The sequence below is a fragment of the Pseudomonas sp. GW456-12-1-14-TSB6 genome, assembly GCF_059424205.1.
Genome location: NZ_JBWKZE010000011.1, coordinates 102727 through 122344 on the forward strand (window position 1 = coordinate 102727; position 19618 = coordinate 122344).

The window sequence follows — 19618 nt, forward strand, 5'->3', positions numbered from 1 at the left end:
CAGAGCGTCCATTGAGGCATTCCCACGCGGAGCATGGGAACGATCTTTGTGGAGAGCATATGACAACCCAGCAACTCTTCCTCGGCATCGACTGCGGCACCCAAGGCACCAAAGCCATCATCCTCGACGCCACCAGCGGTCAGGTGTTGGGCCAGGGCGCCGCCGCCCACACGATGATCAGCGGCGCCAACGGCCGTCGCGAGCAAGACACCGCGCAATGGCTGGAAGCCTTCGCCCTCGCCACCCGCCGCGCTTTACTGGCGGCGAATGTCGACGGTCAGTCAATCCAGGGCATCGGCGTTTCCGGCCAGCAACACGGCCTGGTGCTGCTCGACGATCAAGGCCAGGTCCTGCGCCCGGCCAAGCTCTGGTGCGACACGGAGACCACACCAGAGAACGATCAACTGCTCGCTCATCTGGGCGGTGAGCAAGGTTCGCTGGAACACCTCGGCGTGGTCATCGCGCCGGGCTACACCGTCTCCAAACTGCTGTGGACCAAGGAACAGCATCCGGATGTGTTCGCCCGCATCGCGCGAATCCTGTTGCCCCACGACTACCTGAATTTCTGGCTCACCGGCCGTGCATGCAGCGAATACGGCGATGCGTCCGGCACCGGCTATTTCAATGTGCGCACCCGCCACTGGGATTTGCAGCTGCTGCGCGACATCGACGCCAGCGGTCGTCTGCAATCCGCGCTGCCGGAACTGATCGACGCCCATCAAGCGGTCGGCACGATCCTGCCCGCAATCGCCGAACAGCTGGGCATCAACCCCAACGCGGTGGTGTCCAGCGGTGGCGGCGACAACATGATGGGCGCTATCGGCACCGGCAATATTCAGCCGGGGGCGATCACCATGAGCCTCGGTTCTTCCGGCACGGTGTACGCCTACGCCGAAGCGCCGAAGGTCAGCCCGGACGCGTCGGTCGCGACCTTCTGTTCCTCGAGCGGCGGCTGGCTGCCGTTGATCTGCACCATGAACCTGACCAACGCCACCGGCGCGATCCGCGAACTGTTCAACCTCGATCTCGACGCCTTCAACACCTTGGTGGCCCAAGCCCCGATCGGCGCAGAAGGCGTGAGCATGTTGCCGTTCCTCAACGGCGAACGCGTGCCGCCCCTGCCCCACGCCAGCGGCAGCCTGCACGGCCTGACCATCGATAACCTGACCCAGGCCAATCTGTGCCGCGCCGCCGTCGAAGGCACCACCTTCGGCCTGCGTTATGGGCTGGATCTGTTGCGCCAGAATGGTTTACAAAGCCGCAGCATTTGCCTGATCGGCGGCGGCTCGAAAAGCGCGGTGTGGCGGCAGATCGTCGCCGACATCATGAACACCCCGGTGATCTGCACCGAGCAGAGCGAAGCCGCAGCCCTCGGCGCGGCGATTCAGGCGGCGTGGTGCAAATCGTGGTCGAACGGCCACGAAGACACCCTGGCCGATCTGTGCCAGCGCTGCGTGAAGCTCGATCTGAACAGTGAAACCCTGCCGGTTGCCGCGAATGTCGCGGCCTTCCAGCAGGCCTATGAACGCTATCGACTGCATGTCGCAACCTTATAAAGAGCAAACAACTATGTACCTGGTGTGTGGCGAAGCACTGTTCGATTTCTTCAGCGAAGACGATGCCGGCGGACAGGCATCGAAAGTCAATTTCAAGGCGATTGCCGGTGGCTCGCCGTTCAACGTGGCGGTGGGTTTGCGCCGTCTGGGCGTTGATTCGGCGCTGTTCGGCGGGCTGTCCACCGACTACCTCGGCCGACGCTTGCATCAAGTGCTGCGGGATGAAGGCGTACGCCCGGACTATCTGGTGGATTTCGCTGCGCCGACCACCCTGGCGATGGTCGCGGTGGGTGCCAACGGCTCGCCGCATTACAGCTTCCGGGGTGAAGGCTGCGCCGACCGTCAGCTGAGCCTGACCCATCTGCCATCGCTGAGCCCGGAAGTGCGCGGTTTGCACTTCGGTTCGTTCTCGCTGGTGGTGCAACCGGTTGCCGATACCTTGCTTGCGCTGGTGCAACGCGAAAGCGGTAAACGCCTGATCAGCCTCGACCCGAACGTGCGCCTCAACCCCGAGCCGAACATCGACCTGTGGCGCGAGCGGATCGCCACGCTGGTGCCGTTGGTGGACCTGATCAAAGTCAGCGATGAGGATTTGAACCTGCTGTACCCCGAGCAGGATCCACAGCGGGTCATCGAAGGTTGGCTGCAGCATCGCTGCCAAGTGGTGTTTCTGACCCGTGGCGGTGAAGGTGCAACAGTCTTCAACCGCGCTCACGGCTCATGGTCGGTGCCGGCAAGCTCGGTGAAGATTGCCGACACCGTCGGCGCCGGCGATACCTTCCAGGCCGCGTTGATCACCTGGCTGACGGAGCACGAGCTGGATTCGGTGGAAGGCGTGCAGCACCTGAGCCGCGAACAGATCGACGGCATGCTCAGGTTTGCCGTACAGGCCGCCGCCCTTACATGCAGTAAAACAGGTCCGGATTTGCCTTATCGCCACCAGTTGACCTGACCGCGTAGACTGGCGCCCTTTTTTGCACGACGGGATGACGGCTTTTGAATTCGGGGCGCACGGTTGGACTCTTGGTATTGGCGGCACTGTTGACCGGTTGCGGAACATCGCCACCGCGTTCACCGGAAAACCTCTGCGAGATTTTCCGCGAAAAGAGTGATTGGTACGACGCGGCGCAAGTCACGCAAAAACGCTGGGGCGTACCGATCCAGGTGCCGTTTGCGATCATGTATCAGGAGTCCGGCTACCGCTACGACGCCAAGACGCCGCGCAAATACCTGTTGTGGGTGATCCCGTGGGGCCGGGTTTCGACGGCCTCCGGCTATGCACAGGCCAAGGATGAAGTCTGGTCCGACTACCAGAAAAGCACCGGTCGCTACGGCGCCGATCGCGAAGACTTCGACGACGCCATCGACTTCGTCGGCTGGTACATGGACAAGACCACCTCGATCAACGGCGTGTACAAGTACGACGCCTACAACCAGTACCTCAACTACCACGAGGGCTGGGGCGGTTTCCGGCAGAAGACTTACGCCAGCAAGGCGTGGCTGCCGCCGGTGGCGCGCAAGGTGCAGAACCGCTCGGACATGTACGGTCAGCAATACGCGGCGTGCAAGGATGATCTGAATCGCGGGTTCTGGAGCCGGTTCTGGCATTGGCTCTGACCTTCGGTGCCCTTTAGGACGCCATCGTGGGCAACCCCGCGATGGCGTCAGTTCAAACACCGCCGACCTGTGGGTTACAACACCGAAAAGTTGTAACTCACAATCAACCGGGTCTCATCCACATCCCGTGCAAACTTCTCGTAGTTGGTGCGGTAAGTCGCATTACGCAAACGCAGGCTGACATCCTTGAACGTCCCGGTCTGAATCACGTACTTCAGCTCGCTGTCGCGTTCCCACTCTTTGCCTTCCTGATCGCTGCCCGGGACCTTGATGTGATCGCCGTTCACGTAGCGGGTCAGGAAACTCAAGCCGTTGATGCCGATCGCCTTGAAGTCATAGTCGTAACGCAACTGCCAGGAACGTTCCTGGGCGGCGGCGAAGTCGTTGACCTGCACGTAGTTCACCAGATACGGGTTGCTGCCATCCAGATACGGCATCGAGTTGTCACCGTTCATACGCTGCCAGCCAGCGCTGAAGGTGTGACCGCTGATGCCGTAAGACAGCATGCCGCTCAACGCGCGGTTGTCGATTGAGCCCGCTTTCGCATCGCCGCTGTCGGCGCTTTTCAGCAAACGCAGATCGGCTTTCAGCACACCGTCACCCAGCGGCTGATTGGCCAACAGACCCACGAAGTGCTGGCGATAGATGTCTTCCAGCTCGGCATAGTGGTACTGCGCGGTCAGGCGATCGTTGATCTTGTAGTCGAAGCCGTACATGTCGAAATGATCGGCGGTGGTGTTGCAGGCATAACGCTTGTTCTTGCAGTGCACGCGGATGTCTTGCGAATCGGTCGAATCCCGGGCGGTGTATTTGTCCAGACGCGCGGCCATGAAGGTCAGGTCCTTCACCTCTTTGGAGGTCAGCATCGCACCGTTGAACATCGTCGGCAGCAGGCGGCCGTCGTTGTACTTGAGCAGCGGCAGATCCGGCAGCAGCGCGCCGTATTTCAGCACCGTATCCGAGACTTTGACCTTGGCGGTCAGGCCCATCTTCGCGTACTGACCTTTCGAACCGCGCGGGTCGCCGCCGCTGGACGGCAACAGGCCGCTGTTGCTGCGATCCGGGCTGGAATCGAGCTGGAAACCCGCCATGCCCAGCGCATCGATCCCGAAACCGACAGTGCCTTCGGTGTAGCCCGATTGCAGATTGAGAATGAAACCCTGCGCCGACTCTTCGCGCTTGGACGCGCCCTGATCACTGGAGGTGTGCCCGTCACGGAAATCGCGGTTGAAGTACACCGTGCGCGATTCGATCTTCGCCGTGGTGTCTTCGAAAAAACCGCCGGCCTGGACCTGCGCGGTAAAACCGGCGCACAGCACAAAGGCTCCGAAGCCAAGCGACTGGCGCGGGGTGATGAGGGGAAATGGGGGACGCATTGAAAACTCCAACAGAACAACGATTGCGCAGAGGCGCAAACAACCAGAAATAGCTCCCGTCCCGGACCAGTGAAGAACCGGGAGGCAGTGAACACGCGGGGGTGAACGGCAATGATGGCAGATGGCTTTGACGTGCTACAGGCGACTTTAGTCTGAAACTGACTGGTTGTTCCCGGACGCGGTATTCGGCGTTCGCGACAGATTGGTTCGTCCGCAAGTGCCTGTTTTACTGGGCCAAACCGTAGGCCTAAGGGTTTTCCCTATGGGTTCTGACCACTGCCTCTACGGCATTTGCGCCTTGAACGAGGCGGTTTAATCCTGCACCATCCGCCCACGCTAATCCAAAGGACGGAAAACAAGGCATGCTGGACGCCAATGCTACCCACATTACCCTCACGCTCGAAGGCGCTTCCGCCGACCTGCAGGTCCTCAGCTTCACCGGTCGCGAAGCCCTCAACGAGCCGTTCCGTTTCGACCTCGAACTGGTCAGCGCCCGTCCCGACCTCAACCTTGAAGAACTCCTGCACAAGCCTGGCTGCCTGACCTTCGGCGCCACTGGCGAGGGCAAGATTCATGGTCTGGTGTATCGCATCGAGCAAGGCGATTCCGGCAAGACCCTGACCCGCTACAGCCTGAGCCTGGTGCCGCAACTGGCCTACCTGCGGCACAACCATGACCAGCAGATTTTCCAGAACCTCACCGTGCCGAAGATCATTGCCCAGGTGCTGGAAGATCGCGGCATCCTGGCCAACGCCTACAGCTTCCAGCTCGGCGCCGAATACCCGGAACGCGACTACTGCGTGCAGTACGACGAATCCGACCTGCATTTCATCCAGCGCCTGTGCGAAGAGGAAGGCATTCACTTTCACTTCCAGCACAGCAGCAGCGGCCACAAACTGGTGTTCGGCGATGACCAGACCGTGTTCCGCAAACTGAAACCGGTCAACTACCAGCAAGACTCCGGCATGACCGCCGACAAACCGGTGATCAAGCGCTTCAACCTGCGCCTGGAAACCCGCACCAGCCGCGTCAGCCGCCGCGATTACGATTTCGAAAAACCAAAGATCCTGCCCGAAAGCGCGGTCAAATCCGCGTTCATGCCAGACCTGGAAGACTACGACTACCCCGGCCGCTTCACCACGCGCGAGCGCGGCAAGTTCCTCTCGACCCGCGCGCTGGAGCGCCATCGCAGCGACTACAAACTCGCCGAAGGCAAAGGTGACGAACCAACCCTGACCAGCGGCCACTTCATGACCCTGGCCGAACATCCGCGCGCCGAATGGAACGATTTGTGGCTGCTGCTGGAAGTCTTCCACGAAGGCAAACAGCCGCAAGTGCTGGGCGAAAACGTCACCAGCGACGTCACCGACAACAAGAGCGATTTCCACCAGGGCTACCGCAACTCGTTCGTGGCCACCCCGTGGGACGCCCACTACCGCCCTGCCCTCGAACACCCGAAACCAAAAGTCCTCGGCAGCCAGACCGCGATCGTCACCGGCCCCGCCGGCGAAGAAATCCACTGCGACCAGTACGGCCGCGTGAAAGTGCAATTCCACTGGGACCGAGAAGGCCAGGCCGACGACAAGACCACCTGCTGGCTGCGCGTCGCCAGCGGCTGGGCCGGCGCAGCCTACGGCGGCATCGCCATTCCACGCATCGGCATGGAAGTGCTGGTGACCTTCCTTGAAGGCGACCCCGACCAGCCATTGGTGACCGGCTGCCTGTACCACAAGGAAAACGTCGTCCCCTACGACTTGCCGGCGAACAAGACCCGTAGCACCTTCAAAACCCTGAGTTCACCGGGCGGCAAGGGCTACAACGAATTTCGCATCGAAGACAAGAAAGGCGCGGAACAGATCTACATCCACGCCCAGCGCGACTGGGATGAAAACATCGAGCACGATCAGAAGATTCGGGTTGGCAATGAACGGCATGACACCGTTGAAGCCAATGTTTTAAGTGAATTCAAGGTCGAGGAACACCGCATCACCCACCTGGATCGCAAGAGCGAAATGCGCGCCAACGATCACCTGACTGTCGGCGTGACCCAGCATGTGAAAGTTGGCACCGGTCAGTTCGTGGAAGCGGGCACGGAGATTCACTACCACGCCGGCGAGAAAGTGGTGATCGAAGGCGGAATGGAACTGACGGCCAAGGCTGGCGGCAGTTTCGTCAAGGTCGATGCGGGTGGCGTGACCATCAGCGGTGCGGAAGTGAAGGCCAACACCGGCGGTGCGCCGGGTGTGGGCTCAGGCATTCAGATCCTTGTGCCTTTCATCCCTGGCCTGGCCGCCCTCGACAAGGCCGGACGCTTGATGCAAACCCGGCTGAATCAAAAGATCGAGGCTGAATCGCTGGCCGTAGTGCCGAAGCTGAAGGCGCCGAAAGGCATCTGCGTTGAGTGCCTGAAGAAAGCCATGCGGGAAAAACTGGCCCTGCAATCGGGAGCCAATTGATGACGAAGGACGACGCAGCGAAAGCCTGGGTAGAGGCGCATAAAAACGCACAGTCGAGATTCGCAATCGTTGAAGCGGGCCTGCTCTCCGAGCCGGCTCGACAGCAATTCCTCAAATCCGATCCGTCACGCCGCCCCTTGATGCTTCAATCGGAATTCGCCGAATTGCGCAACTACGGCCCATGGCTCGTGGACGTCAGCGACATGGAATTCGAGGCCTTTCTCGCCCACGAATACTTTACCGGCTGCACTGCCATGGCCATCTGGATCCGCACCGACTGCCCTGCCGACAAACTCGCGGCGCACCTGAGCGACGCCTTGCTGGCAAAAAACGAAGCCGGCGAAGTCCTGATGATCCGCAGCTACGCCCCCGAAGTACTGCCGATGCTCCACGCCCGCGACGATCTGTCTTGGCATGCCTGGCTTTTCGGCCCGTTGCAAGAGTGGTGGGTGCCAACGGCGGATGATGAGTGGCAATGCTTCAAAGGGCTCAACCTGGAACAACCGGGCAAGTACCAGCCGATTTTCCTCGACGCCAGGTTATGGAAGGACATGGAGGTCGACCCCCTGCCCTACAACCTGACCACCGAACTGGAAAAAGACGCGCCAGAGGTATTCACCAGTAGCTGCCATGGCGACCGGTTGAACCAGGTCAAGCAGGCGCTGGACGCAGGTCGCGCAGAAGGCTTGTCGGACCCGGAAGACGTCAGCCTGTTTGCCAGCCTGCAATTGATGGATCCCGAGTTTCCGGCGAATTGGCCGATGTGGAACAAAGCCAAAGAGCGGGCTGTTGGGGAGAAGTTGCCGCTTGGGGTTGTGATGAGGGAGTTGTCGGAGTGAGTCGACAACTTAATAACCACAAAGGGAAATATCGAAGTTCAGCAATCGGCATCCTGACTCTTTCCTTCCTTGTTCTGGCCTTGTTCGTTTACAACAGCACCCGAACGCCAGGTGCGGCGTTGACGTCCCATAACTACATGAACAGGCCCGTTGGCAGTTACTGGGTCAATGATCACTGGGGCGGAAATGGCGGTGTGACTTGTTGCTGGGACCTGTCCGGTGACCAGGCAAAAATAGTCTGGATCCTGAGCCTGTCAAAATCTCAGGAGGAACAGGGCATGACGATAGAGCGGCACGAAGCGTTATTGCCCATGCCCGAGCGAAAAGCAGGAGACGATACATTGCACGTCTACTTTCTCCCTGAAAACAGCATCGAACTTGTTTGGTCCTCAACAACACTGGACACAAAACACGCACCGAACGAAGCAGCCTGTTCTCAAGTAAAAGACGAAAAAGGAAGTTCCTCAAAGCGACTTCCGACTGAGCAATACCCAACATCAGGAAGGAATCTAGCAGTATGACTGTGGCTATGAACATGAAGCGGCAAAAAATCTGGCGCCGCCGCAACCTGGTCATTGGGCTGCTTGTTTTACTGCTGCCTTTCCTGGGTTCGTACCTTTACAACCAGTTTCGTACGCCTGGGGCGATGCTGACCTCTGAAAATCATATGGAAAGGCCAATTCTCAGTTTTTGGATCAATGATTTTTGGGGGGGTAATCTTTTTGCGATGAGTCGGGGCGGCGTAATGTGCTGCAAGAGAATCGAGGGGCCTACTGTTAAAGTTACTTGGATCCTCAGCCGCACCGGAGAGCAACTCCGACAAGGATTAAAAAAAGAAAACCATGAACAGACTTTGCCTCTACCCGAGCGCCAGCGAAATGACGTCTATCTTCATGTCCGCTTTCTTCCTGGCAATATTGTGGAGCTAAAGTGGAGCCCTGGCCTTATCAGTCCATTCGATGAGGTTCCGAAATTGGAAAGCAATAAAGTGCAAGGAGGCGGGGAATGAGTACCACCAATAATCTGGATCGCGCTCAATCAGTCAGTACCAAAGCAAGCAGTTGCGCAGGGAATCAAAAAAAAGCCGTTTTGCCCTGTGAAACAACATTGCAGTTAAGCTTCTTTTTTGATGGATTCGGGCGAAATTTAGCTAGTGACCTCAAGGAGGATTGCCTAAGCAACGTTGCTCGCTTATTCCTTGCGCACCCTGATGACAAGATAAAAAAAAGCGAAACAGCCGAAAAAATTCGAAGATTTTATATTTCCGGTTTGGCTACCGAGTTCGACGCCACGCTTGGCGGTGCTGTCGAATTAACGGGTGCAGGATTGGAGGGTGCAATAAGCAAAGCAAAGGATAGCGCTACCAAATCACCCGAGGATACGGCAAAAAATAGCCCATTAGATGCCGTAAAAGATGTTCTGACAGGGAAAAAGTGGTGGGAATCGCTACTCAACAACCTCAAGATCGGCAATGTCATTACAGGCGCGATCAAAGCGGCCGCACCTGCAGCTCTTGATGTTTTTGCAATTACGCGTGATAACGAAATAACAGCTACTTACCTGAAAACTGGCGTCGATACACGGCTTGAAGCAGCATTTAAAGTTGTGGAGGACACCCTCGAATCAGCAAAAGCCGAGACAGGTGTCCCGGTAAAACGAGTTGCAGTGTCTGTTTTCGGATTCGACTTCGGCGCGAGCCTGGCCCGGGCGTTTATCCATAAGCTATTTGAAGAGTGCGATCCCGGCACGACCACTCTGAAAGGCGTAAAACTTGAGGTGATTTTTGCTGGCTTGTTCGACTCTGTGGACCGAAGCGGCGAAAGCTCCATCGTCTTGGAGTATTTAATTCCAATCGTAAATACTGTCGACGATGGCGAATGCTTGGCAGGCCCTGTCAAATCTGCTCTTCATCTCGTGGCGGCACACGAATGTCAAGACACCCGCCGTTCTAGATTGATCGGGACTGGCACCTCAACCCCGAAATGGGAAGAGCGCCTGGTACCAGGTACAAGTTATGACGTAGGGGGCGGTTTAAAAAAACGAGACGTGCCTCATAGCACTGAACTTCATCTGGCGAGCCTGCACGAGATGTATCAAGCGGCTTATCGCGCCGGGGTGCCATTTCTTACTCTAAATGAATTGCATGAAGCCGATGCGGATGCTGCTGAGTTCTTTGTTCTCAATGATCACATCAATGGCACCAGCGCGATCGGGGCAAGCAAAGACTACATGAGCAATGCAGGCAACAAAAAAGTGTCTGCTGAAGGCTTTTTAGCTCACCGACGTTTATACATCCAACGATTACGCGGTCTGTGGGAGCTTTATCGCGGACAACACAAAGCATATGACGACGCGGAGGAGCGCCTTCAACGTCCTATCCTTGGCAAACAAGGTTCAATTGCACGTGCACTGGGGATGAGCAGTGAAAGCGATGCTGACGCTGCAAAACGTGATCAAGCTCTAAAGCAAACGCAGCAAGACAAGGCTGCCCTTCGGAAAGAACTGTCTTGGCTCGAAGAGGTGGATCGCGAAGCATGGAGGCTGAAAACCAGTTTTCCTTCAGGCCCCGTTAAAGCTTTGCTGGACGAATGGTACAGCCCCGTAACCAAGCCCCTCAGTTTCGATGTTGAGGATCTGCTTGAGTTTTATGTTAACGATCAATACATGGTTCAACAGTTTCCCCAGACCCTGTCCACTCCGATACCAAAGTATTTCCGCGTTAGGGAATTCGACATGCCTAGCCTAAACAAGACCAAAGGTATGGCACCGGATTATCTGGAGCAGACGATGCGTAAGCCATCGACGAGATCGTCCGGCGCATCGACCTGAAGCAAGGAAAAATCTACAGCGGGGCTCAAGACGAAAACCTCGACAATAGAGTTCTGAGTTGACCAGCCCGTTTGATTCCAATCGGGGCTAGGCGCTCACGCTTTGGGCATTACAAGCCCACACATCAACGATCAAAACGGGCAGAGATACTCCGCCCGTTCGTGTTAAACCGTCCCGAAAATCATCAAACCGGCGCCTGCCAGTTCAACATTTTCTGCTGCGCAACCTGAAGCAAATCACTGCCATCCTGCGTCAGCAAGTACAGCGCATGGGTGATGTGGGGAATGTCCTGGACATCGGCGTGCTTGAAGCACAGGCAGTGCAGGGTTTCGAGCAGGTCGGCTGCGGCGCGGATGCGTTGCACGGCGGCTTCGAAGAGGTCTTTCGGATTGGCTTGGGTGTCGATGACCAGCGGTGCGCTGTCGGTGACGCCGCTGTTGAGCGGGAGATAGCGGGCGGAGCTTAATTTCAGGATTGGCATTGGAATTACTCAAGGCAGCTTGAAAGTAACCGCCAGCACCGTGACCAAACGATGGGGAGGCGGACTGTGTACAGGCTTGGTCAACCGAGAACCACCTGACTCGGCTCGCCCGAAGGCGACCCTGCACACAGCCGCCACAGCAATGCACTCCACGGACACGAATGTTCGTCGGGGCGAATAATGGCACACATGCACAGGTGATTACGTTAGGTGACCAAACCTAAGTCGCTGATTTTGCAGCGACGCCAAACCATAACCGCCCCACTCCAGCCCCCGAAAGCAGACAAGGCATCCACCCTTGTAGGAATCCGCCGAGACTCCCCCACGAAACAATCCCCGCCCAGACAGCCGGCGTTCAGCCCGGTTAACCATCGCTTAACGCCGCGGTCAAAAACTCTACTGAACCGCACGCCCTCAGCCCTTGGCTGACGCCCAGTGCGGCAGGTTTGGCTGGCAATCCGCCGAACTCCATTTCCGTCGCACCGGAGTCCATCATGAACATTCGTCCGTTCCTGCTCACCACCGCCCTCGCCTGCACCGCGTTTGCCGGGCTGGCCCAGGCCAATGACACCTCCAAGGCTGTTCCCTATGAATACGGCATGCCGCTGCATGTCGCCAAAGTGGTTTCCCTGACCGAGCCGCAGACGCAGGAGTGCAAGGTCATCACCGCCGACATGAAGTATCTCGACAACACCGGCAAACCGGAAGAAATCAGTTACCGGAAATTATCTGACGCATGCAGCTTCCAGAACTGACAGAAAGCTCTGATTTGCGGCTTTGCGGTAGGCGAGCACGGGTCTCGAAGAGTATGCTCGGGGCCCTCCTCACTGCCGCAAGGATTCGCCATGCAGTTGTCGTTCCGCACGCTCTCGACCCTCACCTTCTCCCTGTGTTTTCTGCTTTCCTTGGCGTGGGGTCTGGCACCACAGATGTTGCTGGCGATCTGGAGCATCGAGTATTCGGAAGCCGCCGGATTCGTCGCACGGCGCAGCGCGGTGCTGTTTGCGGCGTTGGGGGTGATGTTTTATCTGGTGCGCAACGCGCCGGTCTCGATCGCACGCAATGCTCTGAGCAACGGTTTTATCGTCGGCTGTTTTGGCTTGGCGGTGCTGGGGTTTGCTGAATGGCTCAACGGCCACGCCGGCCCCGGGATTCTGCTCGCGGTGCTGGTCGAGTTCGCGCTGGGCCTTGGCTTCTTGCAGGCCCGGCGCGTGACGGTCGAACTGGGTGAAACAGTCGGTTAGACGACTCGGGATCGCGGCACTGAATGATGGGTTGCCGTTTGTTGCGCAAGATCCGAGCGCAACCCGGCGATCAGGCCGTTGATTTCGCGACAGCTGTTCAAATGACTGGCATCGATGCCACTCACCTGCAGCTCAACCTGATCGGTCTGGTGATCGCCATACACTTTGACGGTCATCGACAGATCCGGGGACAGCGTGCACTGGCAGCGTTTCGGTAGAAAACTGCTTTCAATGATGTTGCGGAGTTCCAAGGCAGACAGAAACATGGCGAAACCTCTCCTTACTGTGAGACTGCCAATCAAGTATTCACGTCGACCGTTGCCACGGTTCCCACGGGTGTGTCCCCGCTGAATCCTTGGGTTGTGACAAGCGGCTGTACTGCGAAATGCCCATTGGAGTGTAGGCGCCCGAACTCGGTGCGCTGCACCAAATCAACGCATAAAACGTGCCTTTCATCAGGTTGCATTCACCTCCTTGCAAATCAATGGCTTGGCGAAAAGGCAGGCCACTGGCCAGTTGCAAAATGCAAGATTCGCTCGTGCATGCACTGCAATTTGCAAGCGATCGGCTGTTTGCATTCATTGGCCGTGACAGTGAGAATGCCCGTCAACCAACGTACACCCGCCAGGAGGCTTCAATGGGAAATTTCACCGTCCGCGCGACGGCCGGCCTGATGCTCGCCAGCCTGTCCACCCTCACCCACGCCGCCAAACTTGAAGACACCGCGCCTTATCCGAAGGTCGAAGCGGGCTTCACTCGCCAAGTCATCCACCTGCCGCAGCAGGCCCAGGAAGAAAACTTCAAAGTCGAAATCCTCGCTGGCAAGACCCTCGAAGTCGACTGCAACCGCCAACGCCTGGGCGGCACCCTCGAAGAGAAAAACCTCGAAGGCTGGGGTTATCCGTTCTACCGCCTGGAAAAAGTCAGCGGCCCGATGAGCACGCTGATGGCCTGCCCGCCCGGCACCCAGAAAAAGCGAGCGTTCGTGCCGGTGATCGGTGACGGTTTCACCGTGCGCTACAACAGCAAGCTGCCGATCGTGATTTACGCACCGCAGGACGTCGAAGTGCGCTTCCGCATCTGGTCGGCCTCGGACAAGATTGGCGTGGCAATACCCGAATAATCTGCAAAGGAGCCGCAGCCTTGATTACCTGCCACGTCAGATACGTCATTGACCCCTATCAGTTGGACGCATTCGAGGCCTACGCCAAGACCTGGCTCGGCATCGTCGAACGGCTGGGAGGAACGCATCATGGTTACTTCCTGCCCTCGGAAGGCGCGAGCAATATCGCGTATTGCCTGTTCAGTTTCCCGTCGCTGGCAGATTACGAAAGTTATCGCCACATCGCTCTGACCGACCCGGAAAGCACGGCACTGGTAGCCGATCTGGTCGAAAAGAAGTTCATCATCAGCTACGAGCGCAGTTTTCTTCGCCCACTGCTGCCCTGAACGCTTCAACGCCGTTGGCAACTGCCAACGGCTGATAGCTGATAGCTGCGCAACTTGAAATTCCGACTCATCTGACCAAGGAAGGAATACCTGATGTCCATCGCCCTGCCCCTCACCGCTTTGATCGCCTTTGGCGGCTATACCGTTTCCGTGATGCTTCAGGCCGAACAGTCGCTGATCGACTTCGGCATCAGCCTGATGTCGCGGCCCGACACGGCGCAAGTGGTGATCGACCTCTACCTGCTGGCGACCCTGGCCGGCATCTGGATGTACAAGGATGCGCGCAAGCGTGGGCAGTCGGGCTGGTCGGTGGTGCCGTATCTGTTGCTGACGGCGGTATTTGTTTCGGTCGGGCCGTTGTTGTATCTGGTGATCCGGGGTCTGCAGGATCGCAAGCGCCCGGCCGCCGTCAATTCGCCAGACGCCTGAGCCCGAACAGCATCCCGCCCGCCCCCAGCAGCATCGCCGCCAGAAACAACGGATACGACACCCACCACGGCGTCCCGGCGGTCATCATGCTGAACTCCGACATGCCGCCGATGCTCGCAATCAGGTTGAGCGGCAGGAACACCACGTTGATCAGCGTCAGTTTGCGCAGCAGGTTATTCATGCTGTTGTTCATCAGGTTGCCCCGGGCGTCGATCAGCCCGGAGAACACCGTCGAATAGATTTCCGCCTGCTTGTAGCACTGATTGTTTTCGATGATCAGGTCGTCGATCAGGCCGATCGATTCGCTGCCGAAATGCTGTTTTTCCGCGTGATTGCGCAGCCGCGTCAGCACCGCGCCGTTGCTGTGCAGGGCGTTGATGTAATAGATCAGGCTTTCGCTGAGGTTGAACATCTGCACCAGATGCTGGTTTTGCATCGAGGCGTTGAATTTTTGCTGCAACTCCCGGGCGACCAGTTTGATCACCTTCAGATGCCCGAGGTAGTGATGGATGTTGTTGAACAGCAAGTCCAACAACACATCCAGCGGCGTGTTCAGTGGCTGACGTGTACCGACACCGTGCAGCGGCGTGTCGTCCGTAGCGATCACCAGCAACTGGCCCGGCGAGAACAGCAAGCCGCAGGACGAAACCTCAAAAGCCAGGCTGCCACCGCCGGAATAGTTTTCCGGGCGTTTCCAGATCAGAAACAAGTGGTCGGGGTGAAACTCGATCCGCGACACCTCGTCCGGATCAAGCGCCGAGGCCAGCGCGTGTTCATCGAGTTTGAAGTGACAGTGCAGCAAGTCGCGCTCGGCAGCGTCCGGGTCGCTGAACAGCATCACCTCGGCGTCCAGCCGCTCGACCCGCTGCAAACCGCCGTGATTGAGTGCAAAACTGTTGATCATCGGCCGGTCACCAGGCCTGACCGCGGCGTTTCAGCTCAAGACGCCGCACGAACTCTTCCAGTACCAGCGAATACAGGTCGTCCTGCAGGTAGGCGTCTTCGATGCCGGCGTCGAGGTTCGGGTTGTCGTTGACCTCGATCACCACCACCTTGTCGCCGGCCTGTTTCAAATCGACGCCATACAAGCCATCGCCGATCAGGTTGGCGGTCTTCACCGCCAGTTCCACCACCGCGCGCGGCGCTTCGTGGATGGCCAGCGTGCGGCATTCGCCGTTGACATCCTGACCCTTGGCCTTGTGGTTGTAGATCTGCCAATGGCCCTTGGACATGAAGTACTGGCAGGCAAAGATCGGTTTGCGGTTGAGCACGCCGATGCGCCAGTCGTACTCGGTGTAGAAAAATTCCTGGGCCAGCAACAGCACCGAGTGTTCGAACAGCTCGGCGGTGGCTTCCAGCAAGGCCTGCTGGCTCTCGACCTTGATCACGCCACGGGAGAAACAACCATCAGGGATCTTCAGCACCAGCGGAAAACCGAGGCGCTCGCCGACCCGTTCGAAGTCTTCGGGGCGCTCCTTGTAGAGAATTTCCGTAGCCGGCATACCCAGTTGATGGCTGTTGAGCAAGTCGGTGAGGTAGACCTTGTTGGTGCAGCGCAGGATCGACGTCGGGTCGTCCATCACCACCAGCCCTTCACTTTCGGCTTTTTTGGCGAAGCGATAAGTGTGGTTGTCGACGCTGGTGGTCTCGCGGATCAGCAGGCCGTCGTACTCGGCCAGCCTTGCGTAGTCCTTGCGTTCGATCAGCTCGACATCGATGCCCATGCCCTTGCCGACCCGCACGAAGTTTTCCAGAGCGCGGGCATTGGACGGTGGCAAGGCTTCCTGCGGATCATGCAGGATCGCCAGGTCATATCGCGCTACTTGCGGCGAACGCGGTACACGCCAGATCTTGCGACTGAAGCCGTCCAGCGCATTGGCGAACTGATCTTCCTGATCGTCGCGCAACTTGTGCAAGGCGCCAGACTTTATTCCTTCGATGTGCCAGCCGTTAGTTCGACGAAACTCAACTAACAGAATCGGACACGGAAATACTTCAAACAATTGCCGGGCCAGATCCTGCAACGGCTCGATATGGGTTCTGCCGAAATAAAGTGTCAGCGTAAAACCTTCAGTGTCGCTGTAGAGATGATGGCTGAGGGCTTTTTCCAGGGTTTTATCCAGGTCATCCAGTGCCAGGCCATAAAGAGATTTTCGGGTCAGCTCGCTGATGGTGCGTACCGACGGAATCACCTTGTGCCCTCGGGCTTCAGCCAGCAGAGAGCAGTAGTAACCGTGGCCCAGGTACTTGTAGCTGCGGCAAAGGTTGATCACCTGCACCCGTTTTCCCGGCTCGCTGTCGGGGGGCTGTTCGAGGTATTCCTGGGCCGTCAGGATGTCTTCGCTGGGGAAATACGAGGCCCAGTCTTCCTTGCGTTCGACGATGATCAACACTTGACTGGAAGTTCTGATCTGCGGTTTTAAATAAGTTGCCGATGGCAAACTTTGACTGGATACTTCGCGCCAATGACCCTGTACCGCTGACATAGAAATTGATCCGTTGGAGAACAAGACCTTTTCTATTAAGCACGAAGTTTTTCGAAAGTCCCGTTTCGTTACGCAACTTTTACGGTGGTCATATGAATGCTGTTTTTCGGCTGGCGGTCATTGAGGATTTGCCAGCGTTGCTCGCGCTGGAGATGCACTGTTTCACCACGGACCGGCTCACCCGCCGCAGTTTCCAATGGATGATCACCCGGGCCCACGGGCAATTGTGGGTGGCCGAACGCGAGGGTCAACTGGCCGGTTATGCGCTGGTGCTGTTTCATCGCGGCACCTCGCTGGCCCGCCTGTACTCCATTGCGATTGCCCCCGAGGCACGCGGCGGCGGTCTGGGAAAACAATTGCTGCAACAGATCGAGACCTGCGCACTCGAGCACGACTGCGCCTACCTGCGGCTGGAGGTGCGCACCGACAATCCCACCGCCATCGCCCTGTACGAGCGCAACGGTTACCGGCGCTTTGCGCTGATCCATGACTACTACGAGGATCACGCCGACGCGCTGCGCCTGGAGAAACGCATTCTCCAGCACCGCGACTCACGCAACATCAAGGTCCCCTATTACCGACAAACCACCGACTTCACTTGCGGCCCGGCCTGCCTGCTGATGGCCATGAGCGCGTTGCAGGCTGATCGTTTGCTGGAGCGGCGCGAGGAATTGCAGTTGTGGCGTGAGGCAACCACGGTGTTCATGACGGCTGGTCATGGCGGTTGCAGCCCACAGGGTCTGGCACTGGCAGCGTGGCGCCGGGGTTTTAAAGTGCGTTTGCAACTGAGCAAGAGCGGGCCGCTGTTTCTCGACGGAGTCCGTGATGCGCATAAAAAAGACGTCATGCGCCTGGTCCATGACGAGTTCATGACGCAATTGAACGACACCGATGTCGATCAGGTCATCGGCGTAACGCTGGATTTACCCACACTGCTAGCCAACGGTGGCCAGCCCTTGGTGCTGATCAGCAGCTATCGGCTAACCCGTTCCAAGTCGCCGCACTGGGTGATCGTCACCGACTGCGACGAAGACTTCGTCTACCTGCACGACCCGGATGTCGATCACAGCCAGCATCGCCAGCCCATGGACTGCCAGCACGTGCCGGTCAGCCATGGGGAGTTCGAGAAAATGTGCCGCTTCGGTCGTGGAAAATTGCGGGCGGCGGTGGTGCTTTACGCTCGCTCACCCGCGTGAAGGGTTCATTTGAGTCCGATTTTGTACAGCGAGCCGTCGGACTCATCGGTCAGCACATACAGGTAACCGTCCGGCCCCTGACGCACGTCACGAATCCGCTGTTTCAGTTCGCCCAGCAAGCGTTCTTCATGCACCACCTTGTCGCCGTCGAACTGCAAGCGGATCAGCTCCTGCGTCACCAGCGCACCGATGAACAGATTGTGCTGCCACGGCTTGAAGCGGTCGGTATCGTAGAACGCCATGCCAGTGACGCCCGGGGATTTTTCCCAGACATGGTGCGGCCCGACCGTGCCTTCGGCGGTCTTGCCCTTGGCTTCCGGGATCGGTTGCATGGAGTAGTTGATGCCGTGGGTCGCCAACGGCCAGCCGTAATTTTTGCCGCGCTCGATGATGTTCACCTCGTCGCCACCGCGTGGGCCGTGCTCGTTTTCCCACACCGTTCCGGTCCATGGATTGAGCGCGGCGCCCTGGGGATTGCGGTGGCCGTAGGACCAGATCTCCGGGCGTACGCCGGACTGGCCGACAAAGGGATTGTCATCGGGCACCTTGCCGTCGGGGTAGATGCGCACGACCTTGCCTTGCAGCTTGTCCAGGTCCTGCGCGGTCGGGCGGTCGTTGTTCTCGCCCAGGGTGATGAACAGATAACCGTCCCGGTCGAACACCAGCCGCGAGCCGAAGTGATTGCCGACCGACAGTTTCGGCTCCTGGTGGAAGATCACATTGAAGTCCTTCAGGGTTTTCAGGTCATCCGACAGGCGCCCACGCCCCACCGCCGTTCCGGCCTTGTCACCCGCACCGCCGCCCTCGGCATAGGACAGGTACACGAGGCGATCCTGTTTGAAATCCGGTGACAGCACCACATCGAGCAATCCGCCCTGCCCCTTGGCCCAGACGTCCGGCACACCGGTGATCGGCGCAGACAGCTTGCCGTCGGCATCCACCACGCGCAGGTTGCCGGGGCGTTCGGTCACCAGCATGCCCTGGCGATCAGGAAGGAAGGCCAGGGCCCATGGGTGCTCGAGGCCCTGGGTAATCGTTGTGACTTCAAGGGTGCCCTGCTCGCTTTGCAGTTCTTTGGGAGCGGCGGCGAACGCCGGGGCGGTGATCAGTGCACTGGCACACAGGCCGGCCAGAAGGTTTTTACGCAACATGCACGATTCCTTTTGTTCGTTTGAAGGGCTGACAGAAGCGGTTCTGCCATTCAACGGTTGCTCCCGCTGTCACGGGCTGGAGGGTTGGGGATGAAGGTGGGTGGCGTGCTCGGCACGGAGCGCAGCGGCTGGCCATTGCCGATACCGCGATTTTCCAGGGTCGGTGGACGCGGCACGGGAACGGTGTTCGGCCCGCGAACGGGCGGAGTGCTGGGCTGGGTGCCCTGCATGCTGTTGGGGTTCGCCCGGCGGATCGGGCTGTTGTAGGGGTTGTTGCTGTTGCCGGTCGGACTTTGTGCCAGCAACAGCGATGTATGGCTTATTGCGCCATCGGCGTGAACCAGCCCGCCACTGAGGGCGAGCAACGCAATGCCAAGCAGGAAACGGTTCATGAACGGCCTCTTTCGGTGCGCAGGGACTAGAGCCTTCGAGTCCACGCTACGCCGTGGGTTCGCATTTGTTAACCCGTCACCGCTAAACAAGATGTAACACGGCTTGACCTGACGTTT

The 19618-nt window shown here is 58.3% G+C and carries 22 protein-coding genes; 14 read left to right on the top strand and 8 right to left on the bottom strand.

The features are described from left to right. Positions 1-59 precede the first annotated feature (59 nt). The 3 genes from xylB to AC07Y2_RS12710 are packed head-to-tail and all read left to right on the top strand — an operon-like array spanning position 60 to position 3173. Positions 60-1556 carry a xylulokinase gene (xylB, locus tag AC07Y2_RS12700; protein ID WP_103386116.1) on the top strand — a complete coding sequence of 499 codons (1497 nt, stop codon included), beginning with the start codon at positions 60-62 and terminating at the stop codon, positions 1554-1556. Between the two features lie 13 nt (positions 1557-1569). After that, on the top strand, positions 1570-2508 hold the full coding sequence (locus tag AC07Y2_RS12705) for a carbohydrate kinase family protein (RefSeq protein WP_103386117.1): 939 nt from the start codon (positions 1570-1572) through the stop codon (positions 2506-2508). 44 nt (positions 2509-2552) lie between these two features. Continuing rightward, positions 2553-3173, top strand: a complete 621-nt coding sequence (locus tag AC07Y2_RS12710) for a transglycosylase SLT domain-containing protein (RefSeq protein WP_039768240.1) — start codon at positions 2553-2555, stop codon at positions 3171-3173. Positions 3174-3247: 74 nt separating this feature from the next. On the opposite strand, the gene AC07Y2_RS12715 is transcribed toward AC07Y2_RS12710, so the two are convergent. Then, positions 3248-4549, bottom strand: coding sequence for an OprD family porin (locus AC07Y2_RS12715; protein ID WP_103386118.1), 1302 nt, complete (start codon positions 4547-4549; stop codon positions 3248-3250). Between the two features lie 362 nt (positions 4550-4911). Between AC07Y2_RS12715 and AC07Y2_RS12720 the strand changes: the two genes are divergently transcribed. Genes AC07Y2_RS12720 through AC07Y2_RS12740 form a run of 5 tightly spaced genes read left to right on the top strand, consistent with a single transcriptional unit; the run spans position 4912 to position 10673 of the window. Continuing rightward, complete coding sequence (locus AC07Y2_RS12720) at positions 4912-7005, top strand: type VI secretion system Vgr family protein (protein ID WP_103386119.1); 2094 nt, start codon at positions 4912-4914, stop codon at positions 7003-7005. Further along, on the top strand, positions 7005-7844 hold the full coding sequence (locus tag AC07Y2_RS12725; protein WP_103386120.1) for a DUF4123 domain-containing protein: 840 nt from the start codon (positions 7005-7007) through the stop codon (positions 7842-7844). Before AC07Y2_RS12720 ends, AC07Y2_RS12725 begins: the two co-directional genes overlap by 1 nt. Beyond that, positions 7841-8365 (top strand): DUF3304 domain-containing protein, encoded by a 525-nt coding sequence (locus tag AC07Y2_RS12730; protein WP_178082851.1) that lies wholly within the window; start codon positions 7841-7843, stop codon positions 8363-8365. The genes AC07Y2_RS12725 and AC07Y2_RS12730 overlap by 4 nt, the downstream gene beginning before the upstream one ends. Then, positions 8362-8853, top strand: a complete 492-nt coding sequence (locus AC07Y2_RS12735; protein ID WP_103386121.1) for a DUF3304 domain-containing protein — start codon at positions 8362-8364, stop codon at positions 8851-8853. Before AC07Y2_RS12730 ends, AC07Y2_RS12735 begins: the two co-directional genes overlap by 4 nt. Beyond that, entirely contained in the window at positions 8850-10673 is a 1824-nt protein-coding gene (locus AC07Y2_RS12740; protein ID WP_103386122.1) for a DUF2235 domain-containing protein, read from the top strand. The genes AC07Y2_RS12735 and AC07Y2_RS12740 overlap by 4 nt, the downstream gene beginning before the upstream one ends. A gap of 184 nt (positions 10674-10857) precedes the next feature. On the opposite strand, the gene AC07Y2_RS12745 is transcribed toward AC07Y2_RS12740, so the two are convergent. After that, positions 10858-11154 carry a hypothetical protein gene (locus AC07Y2_RS12745; protein WP_025109577.1) on the bottom strand — a complete coding sequence of 99 codons (297 nt, stop codon included), beginning with the start codon at positions 11152-11154 and terminating at the stop codon, positions 10858-10860. A 364-nt stretch (positions 11155-11518) separates the two neighbouring features. Then, entirely contained in the window at positions 11519-11656 is a 138-nt protein-coding gene (locus tag AC07Y2_RS12750; RefSeq protein ID WP_158248856.1) for a hypothetical protein, read from the bottom strand. Between AC07Y2_RS12750 and AC07Y2_RS12755 the strand changes: the two genes are divergently transcribed. Further along, on the top strand, positions 11649-11909 hold the full coding sequence (locus tag AC07Y2_RS12755) for a DUF2790 domain-containing protein (RefSeq protein WP_011334038.1): 261 nt from the start codon (positions 11649-11651) through the stop codon (positions 11907-11909). The two genes, AC07Y2_RS12750 and AC07Y2_RS12755, sit on opposite strands and share 8 nt — an antisense overlap. Positions 11910-11999: 90 nt before the next feature. Next, the gene (locus AC07Y2_RS12760) at positions 12000-12398 is read left to right on the top strand and encodes a hypothetical protein (RefSeq protein WP_011334037.1); all 399 of its coding nucleotides are present in this window, start codon (positions 12000-12002) and stop codon (positions 12396-12398) included. Here the strand turns inward: AC07Y2_RS12760 and AC07Y2_RS12765 are convergent. Then, positions 12395-12664, bottom strand: a complete 270-nt coding sequence (locus AC07Y2_RS12765; RefSeq protein WP_039768222.1) for a DUF1652 domain-containing protein — start codon at positions 12662-12664, stop codon at positions 12395-12397. The two genes, AC07Y2_RS12760 and AC07Y2_RS12765, sit on opposite strands and share 4 nt — an antisense overlap. A 371-nt stretch (positions 12665-13035) precedes the next feature. On the opposite strand from AC07Y2_RS12765, the gene eco reads away from it, so the two are divergent. From eco to AC07Y2_RS12780, 3 genes are all read left to right on the top strand, one after another. After that, positions 13036-13521 carry a serine protease inhibitor ecotin gene (gene eco / locus AC07Y2_RS12770; RefSeq protein ID WP_103386123.1) on the top strand — a complete coding sequence of 162 codons (486 nt, stop codon included), beginning with the start codon at positions 13036-13038 and terminating at the stop codon, positions 13519-13521. Between the two features lie 20 nt (positions 13522-13541). Continuing rightward, positions 13542-13847 carry an NIPSNAP family protein gene (locus tag AC07Y2_RS12775; protein WP_039768220.1) on the top strand — a complete coding sequence of 102 codons (306 nt, stop codon included), beginning with the start codon at positions 13542-13544 and terminating at the stop codon, positions 13845-13847. Between the two features lie 90 nt (positions 13848-13937). Continuing rightward, positions 13938-14276 (top strand): DUF2834 domain-containing protein, encoded by a 339-nt coding sequence (locus AC07Y2_RS12780; protein WP_103386124.1) that lies wholly within the window; start codon positions 13938-13940, stop codon positions 14274-14276. Here the strand turns inward: AC07Y2_RS12780 and AC07Y2_RS12785 are convergent. Both AC07Y2_RS12785 and AC07Y2_RS12790 read right to left on the bottom strand, forming a co-directional pair. After that, positions 14257-15180: a magnesium transporter CorA family protein gene (locus AC07Y2_RS12785; protein WP_103386125.1), complete on the bottom strand. Its 924-nt coding sequence runs from the start codon at positions 15178-15180 to the stop codon at positions 14257-14259. The two genes, AC07Y2_RS12780 and AC07Y2_RS12785, sit on opposite strands and share 20 nt — an antisense overlap. A 7-nt stretch (positions 15181-15187) precedes the next feature. After that, positions 15188-16762, bottom strand: a complete 1575-nt coding sequence (locus AC07Y2_RS12790) for a RimK family ATP-grasp domain-containing protein (protein WP_074690672.1) — start codon at positions 16760-16762, stop codon at positions 15188-15190. 92 nt (positions 16763-16854) lie between these two features. On the opposite strand from AC07Y2_RS12790, the gene rimI reads away from it, so the two are divergent. Beyond that, on the top strand, positions 16855-17958 hold the full coding sequence (rimI, locus tag AC07Y2_RS12795) for a ribosomal protein S18-alanine N-acetyltransferase (RefSeq protein ID WP_103386126.1): 1104 nt from the start codon (positions 16855-16857) through the stop codon (positions 17956-17958). 5 nt (positions 17959-17963) lie between these two features. Here rimI and AC07Y2_RS12800 read toward each other — a convergent pair whose 3' ends face one another. Both AC07Y2_RS12800 and AC07Y2_RS12805 read right to left on the bottom strand, forming a co-directional pair. Then, positions 17964-19109, bottom strand: coding sequence for a PQQ-dependent sugar dehydrogenase (locus AC07Y2_RS12800; RefSeq protein WP_103386127.1), 1146 nt, complete (start codon positions 19107-19109; stop codon positions 17964-17966). Positions 19110-19159: 50 nt separating this feature from the next. After that, complete coding sequence (locus tag AC07Y2_RS12805) at positions 19160-19501, bottom strand: hypothetical protein (RefSeq protein WP_039768211.1); 342 nt, start codon at positions 19499-19501, stop codon at positions 19160-19162. Between the last annotated feature and the right edge of the window lie 117 nt (positions 19502-19618).

Coding starts and splice junctions, on each gene's coding strand:
- xylB (WP_103386116.1), top strand. CDS start 60: ATGACAACCCAGCAACTCTTCCTCGGCATCGACTGCGGCACCCAAGGC.
- AC07Y2_RS12705 (WP_103386117.1), top strand. CDS start 1,570: ATGTACCTGGTGTGTGGCGAAGCACTGTTCGATTTCTTCAGCGAAGAC.
- AC07Y2_RS12715 (WP_103386118.1), bottom strand. CDS start 4,549: ATGCGTCCCCCATTTCCCCTCATCACCCCGCGCCAGTCGCTTGGCTTC.
- AC07Y2_RS12720 (WP_103386119.1), top strand. CDS start 4,912: ATGCTGGACGCCAATGCTACCCACATTACCCTCACGCTCGAAGGCGCT.
- AC07Y2_RS12725 (WP_103386120.1), top strand. CDS start 7,005: ATGACGAAGGACGACGCAGCGAAAGCCTGGGTAGAGGCGCATAAAAAC.
- AC07Y2_RS12735 (WP_103386121.1), top strand. CDS start 8,362: ATGACTGTGGCTATGAACATGAAGCGGCAAAAAATCTGGCGCCGCCGC.
- AC07Y2_RS12740 (WP_103386122.1), top strand. CDS start 8,850: ATGAGTACCACCAATAATCTGGATCGCGCTCAATCAGTCAGTACCAAA.
- AC07Y2_RS12745 (WP_025109577.1), bottom strand. CDS start 11,154: ATGCCAATCCTGAAATTAAGCTCCGCCCGCTATCTCCCGCTCAACAGC.
- AC07Y2_RS12755 (WP_011334038.1), top strand. CDS start 11,649: ATGAACATTCGTCCGTTCCTGCTCACCACCGCCCTCGCCTGCACCGCG.
- AC07Y2_RS12750 (WP_158248856.1), bottom strand. CDS start 11,656: ATGTTCATGATGGACTCCGGTGCGACGGAAATGGAGTTCGGCGGATTG.
- AC07Y2_RS12760 (WP_011334037.1), top strand. CDS start 12,000: ATGCAGTTGTCGTTCCGCACGCTCTCGACCCTCACCTTCTCCCTGTGT.
- AC07Y2_RS12765 (WP_039768222.1), bottom strand. CDS start 12,664: ATGTTTCTGTCTGCCTTGGAACTCCGCAACATCATTGAAAGCAGTTTT.
- eco (WP_103386123.1), top strand. CDS start 13,036: ATGGGAAATTTCACCGTCCGCGCGACGGCCGGCCTGATGCTCGCCAGC.
- AC07Y2_RS12785 (WP_103386125.1), bottom strand. CDS start 15,180: ATGATCAACAGTTTTGCACTCAATCACGGCGGTTTGCAGCGGGTCGAG.
- AC07Y2_RS12790 (WP_074690672.1), bottom strand. CDS start 16,762: ATGTCAGCGGTACAGGGTCATTGGCGCGAAGTATCCAGTCAAAGTTTG.
- rimI (WP_103386126.1), top strand. CDS start 16,855: ATGAATGCTGTTTTTCGGCTGGCGGTCATTGAGGATTTGCCAGCGTTG.
- AC07Y2_RS12800 (WP_103386127.1), bottom strand. CDS start 19,109: ATGTTGCGTAAAAACCTTCTGGCCGGCCTGTGTGCCAGTGCACTGATC.
- AC07Y2_RS12805 (WP_039768211.1), bottom strand. CDS start 19,501: ATGAACCGTTTCCTGCTTGGCATTGCGTTGCTCGCCCTCAGTGGCGGG.